Here is a 13,290-nt window from a genome sequence, read left to right as displayed (position 1 = left end):
CCGTCGGTGAGAGACAGGGCAGGCATACGGTTGCGTGCATCTTGCAGGCTGATATAACGTCTGCCCGATAAAAGTCTAAGGCGGCGCAACCATGTCAGCACCGATCGAGGCAGTCGGCGGCGCTTCGGGCGACCGTCGGCTGATCCGTCGTCACGATCAGTTCGCAAAGACGCTGCTCGACCAGCCCGGCATCGCAGACGCCTTCCTGCGGGAGCGATTGCCGGCCGCCGCCGCGGCGCAACTCTCGGCGGAACCGGCGATCGACCGGTCGGAGAGCTTCGTCGATCCGACGCTGGCGGAACTTCGCGGCGACCGCATCTACAGCCTTGCGACCCGGGAAGGGCGGCCTTTCCTGATCTGGACCCTGGTCGAGCACAAAAGCTCTCCCGAAGCGGACGCCATCGTGCAGGTGCTGGGATATCTGACCGGCGTCGCATCTAGCAACGCCCAGCGGCGCATCAATCCGGACGGAACGGTCTGGATCGTCCCCGTCCCGGTGTTCGCGGTCATCCTGTACCACGGCATCGACCGCTGGTCGCTGCCAACCAGCCTCGGTGCGGCATATGGATTGCCGGCCGAGATGGTAGGCGAGGGTTTGCTCGATTTCAGCTATACTCTGGTCGATCTGACGACGATTCCCGATGAGGAGCTGTCTGGTCATCCGGAGCTTCAGGCGGGCCTGCTGGTGCTGAAATACGCGGCCCGCGACGACGATCCGGAAGTCACGCTGGACCGGTTGCTGGGAGCGGCGGCGGTGGTCGGCTTGTCCATCGTCCGTATCGTGGTCAGATATCTTTTCGGGACGAGCGACGCCGCGCAGCTGGGTCGCCTCAGAACCGTACTGGGACGTATGATACCGGGGCAGGAGGACGACGTTATGCCGACGATCGCAGATGTCTTTGTGGCGGAAGGTGTTGCCAAAGGGCTCGTTCAGGGCCACGCGCAAGCCAAGACCGAAACGCTGATGCGGATGCTCCGCCGGCGGTTCGGGGAGGTTCCCGAAACCATCGAACTTAAGGTGTCCTCGGCACCGGTTGCCGACATCGACAACTGGATCGATGCCATCGTCGACGGCAAGCCGCTGGACGCGGTATTCGAAGATCCCAAGCACTGAGAACGGCCTCCAGAACAGCCGATCAATCCGCAGTTGGATAGGAAGCCCTTGGCGCAGCCTTGCGCAGGGGCATTCCTTAGGCGCTCCCCAACGTTCCCTGCACGGAAATACCGGATTAACGGCAGAACCAAATCCCTGCTGTCCTGTTCGTACTCGGATACCGATGTAACCGATCGTTCAGGGGGATTCCTCCATGCCCGACTCTCCGTCCGGCACCGTCACCGACAACGCAGCACTCAGCCGTTACGAGTTGACGGTAGGTGACGATGTTGCCTTCATCGACCATGTCGGTGAAGGCGATGCCGTTGCCTTCGTGCATACCAAGGTGCCGGAATCCATGGCGGGCAAGGGCGTCGGATCGAGACTGGTGAAGGGCGCGCTGGAAGACGCACGCCGCCGGGATTTGAAGGTCGTGCCGCGATGCCCCTTCGTCCGGGAGTATGTCGCGAGGCACCCCGAGTACCAGGACATCATCCAGCCCGTGGCCGGGAACGAATAAAGATCCGCATAGGACAAGGGGAGAAAACGTTGAGGAATGCGACAGCTCCGCGCCCGGTCACGGTCGCGCAATCCCCGGCCAAGCTGGATGCCGGGTTTCTTGAAGATGTTCTCGATGGCTTGGGGTTGGCGGAAAAGACCCTGCCCGCCAAATATTTCTACGATGAGCGCGGCTCGAAGCTCTTCGACGAGATCTGCGAACTCGACGAGTACTACCCGACCCGGACCGAAACCGCTTTGCTCGCCGATCATGCCGGTGATATCGCGGCGCAGGTAGGCCCGGGCATCACCCTGCTGGAACTCGGCAGCGGATCGAGCACCAAGGTCCGCCTCCTGCTGGACAGGCTCGACCACCCCAAGGCTTACATCCCCGTCGATATCTCCCGGGAGCACTTGCAGGTTTCGGCGGCTCGCCTCGCGGCCGACTATCCCGGCCTGAAGGTCACCCCCATCTTCGCCGACTATGTCCAGGGATTTCCGGTATCGGTGGAGGGCGGAGCCGACCGCACCCTCGCGTTCTTCCCCGGCTCGACCATCGGGAACTTCCACCCGGTGGAAGCCCAGTCCTTCCTGGCGCGTCTCGCCCGGCGGTTGGGCGCCGGCAGCCGGCTATTGATCGGCGTCGATCTCAAGAAACCCAAGGAACGGCTGGAAGCGGCGTATAACGATGCCGCCGGCGTGACCGCCGCCTTCAACCTCAACCTGCTCGAACGGATCAATCGCGAGTTGGACGGCACCTTCGACCTTGATGGCTTCACGCATCTGGCCTTCTACAACGACGACGTGGGCCGCATAGAGATGCATCTGAAAAGCGTACGGGACCAGACAGTGCTGGTCGCCGGCGTTCCTTTCAGGTTCGAGGAAGGCGAAACGATCCATACCGAAGACTCATACAAGTATTCGGCCGACGAGTTTCGCAAGCTGGCCCATGTCGCCGGCTGGTCTGCCGACGCTACCTGGACCGACGATGCACGCCTCTTCAGCATCCACTTGCTGAACAGCCGGGGCTGAGCGTAACCGATCACTCGGCCCCAGGTTCAGGGTCTCGGGATCACGACTATTCCGACCGGCTGTCTCCTGCCGATCTATGCCCGCCGTCGCTGCTGCGGCTTCTGTTTCCTGACGAACCCGATCCACGCGATATACATTTCCTTGGCATTGCGGGGCTTCATCTCGCCCCTCAATTGTTCGTAAGCGATTTCCGCCTCGAACGTGTCGGTGAAGGCGCCCTGCTCCACCGCCCAGGCTACGGCTTCCGTAGGGCTGTAGAATGTCAGCACGTTGTCCTGCGGACCTCGTGCGGCATCAGCCTGCGGAGCGCCGGCCGCCGCATCGGTTACCGAAGCGGAGGGCTCCATCGCCACCGCTTTCGGCGGTGTCGGCCTGACGCCGCCTCCCTGTCCGTAGAGTGCGGCTTCGATGCGCTCCGGCACGCCTTTCCAGTGGCCCTGCTCGTCCCAGATCACCATGCCGGACGGCCCCTCGCGCGACCATTCCACCAGGATGCCGCGCCGGTCCTTTTCGCGCACGATGCGGAGCGATGCGTTGAGCGACCGGAACAGGCGCTCGCGCTCGGTTTCCGGCAGCGTTTCGCGGATATGGGTCTGGCCATTGAGCTGCGCGTCCTCGAGGTGCCAGACCCATAGGACGTGAGTTCCGTGCGCCGTGACGGAGTCCTGGAGCAGCCGCATCTTCTCGGCCTTGTCCACCCAAGCCTGGTTCTTGTTCCTGTTGCGATCGGCCGCGTTGTCCAGCATTGCGCGCGCGATCGAACTGCCGATCAGCGACGTGATGCTGTCGATCGCGATCGTCTTGATGCCGGATCCCGGCATGTTCCGGTCCAGGAGATCCTGGATGCGCTCGACCGACCGGTTATCCGCCGGTTCCTCGCTCAGCTCGTACAGTTCCCCGCCCTTGAGTTCGTGGCGGCGTCCGTCCGCGTCCACGATCAGCGCCGGCTGCTGCATTGCCAGGATGAAAGTCGACTTGCCATCGCCGTACCGGCCCTTCAACGCCCAGCGTCTTGGGGGAAGGATATCTTTGTCGACTCGTTTGAACGCCATGGGAAAAGTCTCTGATGTTCGGTGCCACAGCCCTGCTTCACGGCTGGCCGGACCAGCAAAGCGAGCCTTCCTGACCGGACCCTATCACGTCAGACGTATTTTGTCGTTCACTATTTGTTCGATTCGTTATTTTCGTCTCCTTCCCGATCGGCTACAGTCCGGCGGACAAAAGACTGTGGAACAGAAGAAGGAGGAAGCCGTGGCGAGGGAGTTTTACGTTACTTGCCGCATGGATAAATGGTTTGTGGATGAAGGCAACGAGTCGCATGGCCCCTATTTGAGCCGGCGCGACGCTGTTGCCGATGCCATCGAAGCAGCCGAACAACTGGCGAAGCCGAAGCAAGCCATCAACGTATTGCTGAAAATACAGGGATCGAGTGCCGAACTGCTGTGGAGCTCGAAGAACTCGCTCGCGTCCATGCGCGCCGACCTGCCCAAACAGGCAGGGTCCGGGCCACTGGCGAACAGCCCGTAAATCGTCCATGGGACGGCGGCGCTTACGGTCCATTCTGCAAACCCCGCACGCACCGGCGTTCTCGGGAACGGTCGCTCCGTGACATCCCGTTCGCTGAGACCCCGCTCGATGAAACCCCGTTGAACAGGAACCTGAGCGTTTCGCTCCTGCGGACCAGGGCGTGAACGCCGAACGAGGCGATCGTCGTTCCGATCACGATCAAGGCGAACTCGCCCATCACGGGCCATGAGGTATTCGTGAAGAGCAGACCGAACCAGCAGACGAAAACCATGTGGAACAAGTAAACGTCCATGGAGGCATCCGCCATCCTTCTGGTGAGCGCGTTGGCATGGTTGAACCACCGGCGGGCGGCGCACAGCAGCACATGGGCCGACAGGATACCGGCAACAGGCGTCAGGAAGTAGCTCGCCGCTTTGTAGACCGGTTCCTCCCTAGGCTCGACGAGCGTCAGGATCAGGCAAGCCGCCGCAGCAGCGATACCGGCGGGCCAATGGATGGTGGTGAACCTATCGAGCCATTCGGGACGATAGGCCAGGGCCGCCCCCAGGAGGAAGAACGGCGCGAAGGCAACGGTCCGTATCGTCTGGATCATTCCCGACAGCAGAATGTTCAGGTCAAGCATGCTGCCGGCAGTCGCCGCTGCGATGACACCGGTTCCCGTTAGGATCAAGGCCAGGACGGCGCTCTTCCGGTCGCGGCCGATCAGGTCCAATCCAGCATTGCATAGCGATCCCAGCCGTAACTTCGCGCCATACCTCCACCCCAGGGCCAGCACCGTCGAGTAGATCAGCAGATCTGCCAGGAACCATAGCTGTTCGATCCAGTGTCCGCCTGGACTGGACAGCAACGACAGCCAGTTCCGCCAGGCATCCGGCGCACCGCCATCCGGCACATCGGGAACGGCGAGCGCCCTCGCCAGCATCTGCCAGGGATTGACCAGGAGCGCCACGCTGACAAGGGGCACGCCCAGGCGGAAAAACCGGCTTCTCAGCCACACGGCGTCGCCCTGCTTCCGGATCATCATCATGGCAAAGAACCCCGAGATGATCATGAATGCAGGCATGCGGAACGTGTGGGTGAACTGGAACACCCATGTCAGCAGAAACGACGTCTCGACAGAAGATACCAGCCAGTCCGTGTTGGTCGAGTAGATCATGGCGGTATGATACGGGATACCCAGGAACATCAGAAAAGCTCTGAGATGGTCCAGGTAGTGTTTCCGTTCCATATCATCGGCTCCGATATCGACGATTGGCTGGCGGCGCACAGAGGACTGCACGTCCGATAATCCATCGTCCCGCCACCTTCATGGCACGTCCCAGGATAGAACAGCCCTAGTCAAGGAATGTGGCAGCCAGCTCTATCAAATCGCTACAAGAAGGACACCGATCGGAGAGGCCCAATATCCCTTAAGGGTTTTTCCCGTGAACAACTTCCGCATAGCCGATCCTTGCGATCATAAACCTTGGAGGTTTATGAGTGTCGCTGCGGAATGCCGCCATATCTGTAACCTGGATGACACCAAGAGAAGATTATTAAACTATTTCCCCTTTCTATGGTGAATTGACAACTTCACCGCAGCGGTTTCCCGTCGTTTCTGATTGGAAACAATGCCTCGCTGACGGTCGACCGAAGCCGCTGCGCAGTGAACCTAGATGCCGGACTGCATGCCAGCGGGCGGAGCACGGTCGTTTCTCCAGGCGGCCGGACCGGAGGTATGGACCGACTCCCCCCTGGCATCGACGGCGACGGTCACCGGCATGTCCCGGATCTCGAACTCATGGATGGCCTCCATGCCGAGATCCGCGAAGGCGACGACGCGCGCGGCCTTGATCGCCTTGGATACGAGGTAGGCGGCGCCGCCGATGGCGACGAGGTAGACCGCCCGGTGCCGCCGGATGGCCTCGATGGCGGCGGCTCCCCGCTCCGCCTTGCCGATCATCCCCAGCAGTCCGGTCCGATCGAGCATCGTTTCGGTGAACTTGTCCATCCGCGTCGCGGTGGTCGGTCCGGCCGGCCCGACGACTTCGCCCCTGACCGGATCGACGGGGCCGACGTAGTAGATGAAGCGGCCGGTGAAATCCAAGCCCTCCGGCAAGGGCCGGCCTTCGCCCAACAGGTCCGCGATGCGTTTGTGCGCGGCGTCGCGGCCGGTCAGCACCTTGCCGCTCAGGAGCAGCCGTTCCCCCGACTTCCAGGCCGCGACATCGTCGCGTGTCAGCGTGTCGAGATGGACGCGCCGCACCGTCTCGGACGCTTGCAGGTGAACCTCGGGCCAGTCGCCGAGATCGACGCTCGGCAGACGCGCCGGTCCATGCCCGTCCAGAACGAAATGCACATGGCGCGTGGCGGCGCAATTGGGAATGATCGCGACCGGCTTGGAGGCCGCGTGCGTCGGGTAGTCCCTGATCTTCACGTCGAGGACGGTCGTCAGCCCGCCCAGTCCCTGCGCACCGATGCCTAGCGCATTGACCTTGTCATGGATCTCGATCCGCAGTTCCTCGATCCGGTCCCGTGGGCCGCGGGTCTTGAGGTCGTGCATGTCGATCGGCTCCATCAGCGCCTCCTTGGCAAGGAGCATTGCCTTTTCGGCACTGCCGCCGATGCCGATGCCGAGCATCCCCGGCGGGCACCAGCCGGCGCCCATGGTCGGCACCGTCCTCACGACCCATTCAACGATGTCGTCGGACGGGTTCAGCATGACGAATTTAGCCTTGTTCTCCGACCCTCCCCCTTTGGCCGCCAGCCTGACATCCACCACGTCGCCCGGCACCACCTCCATGTGGACGATGGCCGGCGTGTTGTCGCCGGTGTTGCTGCGCGCTCCGGCGGGATCGCGGATCATCGAGGCGCGCAGGACGTTGTCGGGGTTCCGGTAGGCGCGGCGCACGCCTTCGTTCACCATGTCGGTGACGCTCATGGCGGCGTTCCAGCGGACATCCATGCCGATCTTCAGGAACACGACGACCAGACCGGTGTCCTGGCAGATCGGACGCCGGCCCTCCGCGCACATACGGGAATTGACGAGTATCTGAGCCATGGCGTCGCGTGCGGCCGGCGATTCCTCGCGCGCGTAGGCGTCGCCCAAGGCCTTGATGAAATCGGGAGGATGATAATACGAGATATACTGCAAGGCATCTTCGATGCTTGCGATGAAATCGTCCTGTCCTATCGTCGTCATGGAGACCTCTACAGCTATCTGAGGATTGCCGGTGCTTCGTCACCCGGGCATGGCTTCGACAAGGTCGATCACGGTACCGTCGCGGTATTCCGCCACGGCGACGATACGGCCTGTTCCACCGCAACGCTCCGTCGGGGCAGTGCCCACCGCCTCTCCCGTCAGGCGCATCGCCTTTTCCCTCAATTCGCCGATGGTGACCACGGACAGCCCCTCCGACAGCAGCCGGTCGCGCAGATCGGGGCGCCTCGGGTTCACCGCCACGCCCTCGTCCGTGACGACGACGTCGATCGTTTCTCCGGGCGTCGTGATGCAGGCCACCCTGTCGACGATCTTGGGATGGCTTTTGGCGGTCAGCTTGGTCGTCACCAGGGCCAGTTTTGCGCCGGCCGCGGTGTCGCTGTGGCCTCCCGATCCGCCGATGATCAGGCCGCCCGCTCCCAGGGTGACGTTCACGTTGAAGTCTAGATCGATCTCGGCGGCGCCCAGGACCATGGCGTCCAGCTGGTTGACGACCGCGCCTTTGTTGTGCGGATTGGCATACATGGAAGCCGACATCGACTGATGCGCCGCATCGCGCCGATAGGACTCGACGGCCTCGAGGTCGAAGCACTGGACATTGAACAGCGTCCGGAACAATCCGGCCTGGAACATCTCCACGATCGTCCCCGTGATGCCTCCGGCGGCGAAGCTGCCGACGATCCCGCGCTCCACCATGACGTCCCTCAGGCAGGCGGCAGTGGCGAGCGAGACGCCACCGGCGCCGGTCTGGAAGGAGAAGCCGTCCTTCAGCAGGCCCGACGCCGCGATCACCCGAGCAGCGGTCGCGGCGATCTTCAGCCCGTCGGGCTTGTCGGTGACGCGCGTGCTGCCGGACACGATCTGACGCGGATCGCCTATGCTGTCCACCGCCACCACGTAGTCGACGTCCTCCTGCGTGATGTCGATCGGACAGGCCGGATAGGACACCAGGTTGTCGGTGATCGCGACGACCCGGCGGGCGTGCTTCGCGTCCACCATCGGGTAGCCCAGCGTCCCGCACGCCGACTTGCCCTCCACCCCGTTCAGGTTGCCGTAGGTGTCGGCGGTCGGAGCGGCGACGAAGGCGACGTCGATGGGGAGGTCGCCGGACTCGATTGCCCGTGCCCGCCCGCCATGCGTCTGCATGACCGCAGGCGTGGCGAGCCAGCCCCTTGCCACCGCCTCCGCGACGGGACCCGCCATGTAGGCGGTCGAGATGCCGGTCACGACGCCGCTGCGGATGTGATCGACCAGCGGCGCATGAACAGGGAAGAGGGAGCTTGGCGCGATCCTGATGTCCCGCAGGCCGAGGGCCGCGATCTCCGCCATCACCGCCCTGAGGACGTCGTCGCCGTTCCGCAAGTGATGATGGAACGATACGGTCGCGCCGTCCGTGAGCCCGCACGCCTCGATGGCCGCACGGATACTCGGCAATACCTTCGACGCTCCCGGCCGCACGGCGCATAGCCGCACCGGAGCGCGCGTCGCCATTCCGCTGTCGGCGAAGGCTCCCGCGAACCGCTTGACCGGCCCGTACCCTTCGATGAAGTCAGGAAATTGCCTATCCATGCCGAGCGCCCCTGCCCTCCCTGTCCAACTGTGCCTGCTTATCAATCTTTCTTCCCGTTACGACCGCTTGCTACGACCGCTTGCCGGGTGTCCGGCAGGACGATAGGTCATTGGCTGGCAGGCGTCCAATATGCAGGCGTCCGATACGATGATCCGTGCCGGTCGCTGAGAAATCGAGGAAACCACCATGCTGAACACGACCGACCAGTACCAGGAAATCCGCGACGCGGTTCGTGACCTGTGCTCGAACTATCCGGCCGAGTATCATCGGAAGATCGATGAGGAGCGCGGCTATCCGGAAGCCTTCGTCGACGCGCTGACCAAAGCTGGCTGGCTCGCCGCCATGATCCCGGAGGAATACGGCGGATCGGGCCTCGGCTTGTCCGAGGCCTCCGTGATCATGGAGGAGATCAACCGTTCCGGCGGCAATTCCGGGGCCTGCCACGGGCAGATGTACAACATGGGAACGCTGCTCAGGCATGGCTCGGAGGAACAGAAGCGCAGATATCTCCCCGGGATCGCTTCCGGCGAGCTGCGCCTGCAATCGATGGGCGTGACCGAGCCGACCACCGGCACCGACACCACCAGGATCAGGACGACGGCGGTCAGGAAGGGCGACCGCTACGTCGTCAACGGCCAGAAAGTCTGGATCTCGCGCGTCCAGCACTCGGACCTGATGATCCTGCTCGCGCGCACGACGCCGCTGCCCGACGTCAAGAAGAAGTCCGAAGGCATGTCGATCTTTCTGGTCGACCTGCACCAGGCCATCGGCAACGGGATAACCGTCCGGCCGATCGCCAACATGGTCAACCACGAGACCAACGAGCTGTTCATCGACAACCTGGAGATCCCGGCGGAGAACCTGATCGGCGAGGAAGGCAAGGGCTTCAGATACATCCTCGACGGACTGAACGCCGAGCGCACCCTGATCGCCGCCGAGTGCATCGGCGACGGCTACTGGTTCATCGACAAGGTCGTTCCCTATGTCAGCGAGCGCGTCGTCTTCGGCCGGCCGATCGGCCAGAACCAGGGCGTGCAGTTCCCGATCGCGGAGGCCTTCATCGAGATCGAGGCCGCCAACCTGATGCGCTTCGACGCCTGCCGCCGTTTCGATGCGCACGAGCCCTGCGGAACCCAGGCCAATATGGCGAAATACCTCGCCGCCAAGGCCTCGTGGGAAGCCGCCAACGCCTGCCTGCAATTCCACGGCGGCTTCGGGTTCGCCACCGAATACGACGTCGAGCGCAAGTTCCGGGAAACCCGGCTGTATCAGGTAGCGCCGATCTCGACCAACCTGATCCTCAGCTATGTCGCGGAACACGTGCTCGGCCTGCCCCGCTCCTTCTGAGATCGGACCGGACAAGGCGCCAGGGCTGACCCATCACCCCAAAGCCCACTATGAGCCAAAGTCTAGACGATCAGCCAAGCGCCGCGCTGATCAGCACCATGCCGCCCAAGCCAGCCAGGAGACCTGAGGTCGCGGAGTTCTCATGCCCTTTTCGATGGGTCTCGGGAATGATCTCGTGGCTGATCACGAAGATCATCGCACCGCCGGCGAAGCCCAGACCCCAGGGCAGCAATGTCTCCGCCAGACCGACCGCCACCACTCCGACCATGGCTCCCAGCGGCTCGACCAATCCGGTCCCGAAGGCGACGAGCAGAGCGGTCGAACGCTGCCATCCCAGGGCAATCAGGGAAACGGCGACGGCAAGTCCCTCGGGCATGTTCTGGATGCCGATGGCAATGGCCAGCTGAGAGCCGACGGAACCGTCCTGCGCGCTATAGCCGACGCCGACGGCCAAGCCTTCAGGGATGTTGTGCAGGGTGATCGCGATGGCGATCAGCGGCAGCGTGACCGGAACCTTTCTATCCGAGGCATCGGTAAAATGAAGGTGCGGCGTGACATACTCGAATAGCCAGAGGCTGCCGGCACCCAGCAGGATCGCCGCGACCACCGCCGACGCTCCGCTCAGGGATCCTCCATACAGGGCTTCAGCCTCGGCCAGCGCCGGAAGGATCAAGGAGAAGAAGCTGGCGGCGAGCATGATGCCCGCCGAGAAACCGAGCAGCGTATCCTGGAGTCGCTCCGAGATCCGGGGAACCAGAAGTACGGGAAGAGCCCCCACTCCGGTGGCGATCCCGGCAATGAGGCTGGCAACGACGGCGTCAGGCACGGGGGGAAACATCGATACACCATCAGTATGAAAAAGGCTCCTGCCGGTCGGTTGACCCGGCAGAAGCCGTCGCTTTTCATGTTGTCCGGGCCTTGGGGCGCCTGCGCATCGGATGCCCGGCCTTCCGACAGGCTGGACATGCGATGGCGGCGTGACACCCAGGTTGCCTGCCTCGATCTCAGGGATCGGGTACCGGATAAACAGCTGGTTGAAAGATCTGCCAGGACGGCGTGCCGACCCGGCAGATCGCAATCATGAATCCGGCCTTAGAGTTCTTCGTCCTCACCGCCGAAGAACGAGTCCTCCTCGGCCGCCATTTCCTCGGGCATGGGCTCTTCGGCCGCCGGTTCTTCAGCCGCGGCGTCACCGGAGAAGGCACTGGCCAGGGCACTGCCGATCAGCATGCCGCCCGCGACACCCATAGCGGTCTGCATGGCGCCCGCGAGGAAGCCGCCGCCTGCCTGCTGCTGATTCGGATTGGAATAGGCCGCAACGCGCGGGTCGCCGATATTCGCCTGCCGGGAGGTGGAAGGACGCGGGTTGGCGGATGCATTCGAAGCACCGCCACCGAACAAGCCGCCGAAGAGACCGCCGGAAGCCGATCGCGGCTGCTCCTGCGCCTGCTGCTCCAGTTCCGCGATCCGCGCCTGCGAGGCGGCAAGCGCCTGCTCCTGGATGACGATCGCCTGGGCCATCAGGTACGGTGCTACGGGCTGACGGGCAACCTGCTCCTGAATGTGGCTCTCCGCCTGCGGATCGCGCGGGCCGGACTGCGCTTCGGCCTGCCGCAGCTTGCCGAAGAGTTCGTCGATGATCTGGCGTTCGTTCTGGTCCATGGTTTTCCTCATGAGTTTTGGCCGCCTTGATGAGCGGCTCTGGGGGTATTGCCGGTGCGGTCAGCCCGCGCGGGTCATGCGCAGGGCCAGGCCCGCGTAGTCCAGGGCATCCAAGAGGCGGGCCACGTAGTGGTCCCGCACTCTCAGGCTGCTCGCCGTCCCGCCGCGAAGGTTCGCCTGCGTGACGTCGAGAAGGTGGTGCAGCCGTCTCTGGTGGAGACCGAGACGGCGCTGCATGGGGTCGGCAACGATCCCGGCGAAGGCCGCCAGGGTGGCGCCGAGGAGGGCCAGTCCGACCGTGATGCCGAGCACGAGTCCCGGTGAAGCGGATGCCGGGAACAGGGAGTACCAGAGGAAGCCCGGTCCCTCGCCCAGGGGGAACGCCTCGATGGCCGCCTGCTGGGCGATCACGGCGGCGATGCTGGGGCCGAGCGTGAGCATGCCGGGCGTCATCTGATGGAAGATAATGGCGCCAACCGATAGGCTGACCGCCGCCGTGGTGATCTCGCCAGCGGCCGTTCGGGCGCCGCCGTAGGCGGTCAGTGCCTGCCGCAGCCGCGTTTCGAACTCGTGCGCGCCATGCTCGTTTCCTTGTGCTTTGGCGCGAGCCAGGAGCGCCTGGATCTCGGGAGTGACGAGCATCGCTTCGCTCAGCGGATCTCTACGGTCAGGGTTTTCCGGTCCATCCTTGTCGATGCCGAGAAGCTCCATCTCGATCAGATCGGTGATGTGGCGCGACACGGCGGTCTCAAGGAACAGGTTGCGGGTATCGAGCCAGTGGGCCGCACCGGGAGCTCCGGCTTTGCCCGCCAGGATCGCCGAAAGCTTGAGCGCCGCGGTCGGAACGGAGAGCAGCAGGTTGACCGGCGCCCGGAGGATGTCCAGGCCCAGGGCCCGGCGGTGTATCCGCAGGGTGCCTTGTAGCGAGAAGTGCCGGCTGACGAAGGCATCGATCATGGCATGTCGATCGGTGAAGTAGCGCGTGAGCGCCGCCTCGTAGACCGCGTTCAAGTCCGCCGCCGAAGTCGAAGGAGCATTCCGGCAGCTGTCGGCTTCGGCGGACATCGGTTCGGATGGCATGGTTTTTGTCGATGCTGAAAACGGTTCCTCGAACCGGGGTGCTTCAGGCACCCCGGAATCCTTGCCGTCACTCCTGGCGTTGCCCTGTAAGCTGGAGCAGCATCTGGAAGAGGTTGATGAAGTTGAGGTAGAGGCTGAGCGCGCCCATGACGGCCATCTTGGTCATGGTGTCCTGGCCGAAGTGCTCGGCATAGGATTCCTTGATGTTCTGGGTGTCGTAGGCGGTCAGGCCGGTGAAGACGACGACGCCGATCACCGAGATCGCGAACTGAAGCGCGCTGG

The 13,290-nt window shown here is 63.5% G+C and carries 13 protein-coding genes; 5 read left to right on the top strand and 8 right to left on the bottom strand.

The features are described from left to right. Nucleotides 1-91: 91 nt before the first annotated feature. From N826_RS06690 to egtD, 3 genes are all read left to right on the top strand, one after another. A complete protein-coding gene (locus tag N826_RS06690) occupies nucleotides 92-1,114 on the top strand; it encodes an Rpn family recombination-promoting nuclease/putative transposase (protein ID WP_044426958.1) in 1,023 nt (340 codons plus the stop codon). 193 nt (nucleotides 1,115-1,307) lie between these two features. Continuing rightward, entirely contained in the window at nucleotides 1,308-1,613 is a 306-nt protein-coding gene (locus N826_RS06685; RefSeq protein ID WP_044426956.1) for a GNAT family N-acetyltransferase, read from the top strand. A gap of 29 nt (nucleotides 1,614-1,642) precedes the next feature. Continuing rightward, the gene (egtD, locus tag N826_RS06680) at nucleotides 1,643-2,623 is read left to right on the top strand and encodes an L-histidine N(alpha)-methyltransferase (protein WP_044426952.1); all 981 of its coding nucleotides are present in this window, start codon (nucleotides 1,643-1,645) and stop codon (nucleotides 2,621-2,623) included. Between the two features lie 74 nt (nucleotides 2,624-2,697). On the opposite strand, the gene N826_RS06675 is transcribed toward egtD, so the two are convergent. Beyond that, nucleotides 2,698-3,675 (bottom strand): AAA family ATPase, encoded by a 978-nt coding sequence (locus tag N826_RS06675; RefSeq protein ID WP_044426950.1) that lies wholly within the window; start codon nucleotides 3,673-3,675, stop codon nucleotides 2,698-2,700. 175 nt (nucleotides 3,676-3,850) lie between these two features. Here N826_RS06675 and N826_RS06670 point away from each other — a divergent pair, with 175 nt between their 5' ends. Further along, the gene (locus N826_RS06670; protein ID WP_147040215.1) at nucleotides 3,851-4,150 is read left to right on the top strand and encodes a hypothetical protein; all 300 of its coding nucleotides are present in this window, start codon (nucleotides 3,851-3,853) and stop codon (nucleotides 4,148-4,150) included. 22 nt (nucleotides 4,151-4,172) lie between these two features. On the opposite strand, the gene N826_RS06665 is transcribed toward N826_RS06670, so the two are convergent. From N826_RS06665 to citF, 3 genes are all read right to left on the bottom strand, one after another. Continuing rightward, nucleotides 4,173-5,378, bottom strand: a complete 1,206-nt coding sequence (locus N826_RS06665; protein WP_084720552.1) for an acyltransferase family protein — start codon at nucleotides 5,376-5,378, stop codon at nucleotides 4,173-4,175. A gap of 423 nt (nucleotides 5,379-5,801) precedes the next feature. Then, the gene (locus N826_RS06660; protein WP_044426946.1) at nucleotides 5,802-7,331 is read right to left on the bottom strand and encodes a fumarate hydratase; all 1,530 of its coding nucleotides are present in this window, start codon (nucleotides 7,329-7,331) and stop codon (nucleotides 5,802-5,804) included. Between the two features lie 39 nt (nucleotides 7,332-7,370). Then, nucleotides 7,371-8,918, bottom strand: a complete 1,548-nt coding sequence (gene citF, locus N826_RS06655; protein WP_044426945.1) for a citrate lyase subunit alpha — start codon at nucleotides 8,916-8,918, stop codon at nucleotides 7,371-7,373. Between the two features lie 187 nt (nucleotides 8,919-9,105). Between citF and N826_RS06650 the strand changes: the two genes are divergently transcribed. After that, nucleotides 9,106-10,266: an acyl-CoA dehydrogenase family protein gene (locus N826_RS06650; RefSeq protein ID WP_044426943.1), complete on the top strand. Its 1,161-nt coding sequence runs from the start codon at nucleotides 9,106-9,108 to the stop codon at nucleotides 10,264-10,266. Between the two features lie 70 nt (nucleotides 10,267-10,336). Here N826_RS06650 and N826_RS06645 read toward each other — a convergent pair whose 3' ends face one another. From N826_RS06645 to N826_RS06630, 4 genes are all read right to left on the bottom strand, one after another. Beyond that, nucleotides 10,337-11,092: a ZIP family metal transporter gene (locus tag N826_RS06645; protein WP_244619452.1), complete on the bottom strand. Its 756-nt coding sequence runs from the start codon at nucleotides 11,090-11,092 to the stop codon at nucleotides 10,337-10,339. Nucleotides 11,093-11,358: 266 nt separating this feature from the next. Continuing rightward, complete coding sequence (locus tag N826_RS06640; RefSeq protein WP_044426940.1) at nucleotides 11,359-11,928, bottom strand: DUF2076 domain-containing protein; 570 nt, start codon at nucleotides 11,926-11,928, stop codon at nucleotides 11,359-11,361. Between the two features lie 60 nt (nucleotides 11,929-11,988). Continuing rightward, complete coding sequence (locus N826_RS06635) at nucleotides 11,989-13,008, bottom strand: DUF6635 family protein (protein WP_052830886.1); 1,020 nt, start codon at nucleotides 13,006-13,008, stop codon at nucleotides 11,989-11,991. Between the two features lie 67 nt (nucleotides 13,009-13,075). Further along, nucleotides 13,076-13,290: Bax inhibitor-1 family protein (locus N826_RS06630; protein ID WP_044426938.1), on the bottom strand; the 215-nt coding region annotated here is incomplete at its 5' end.

Origin of the sequence: Skermanella aerolata KACC 11604 (assembly GCF_000936425.1) — a bacterium.
GTDB lineage: Bacteria > Pseudomonadota > Alphaproteobacteria > Azospirillales > Azospirillaceae > Skermanella > Skermanella aerolata.
Note: the sequence above shows the minus strand (reverse complement) of the source record. Positions and strands in the feature narration are given on the sequence as shown.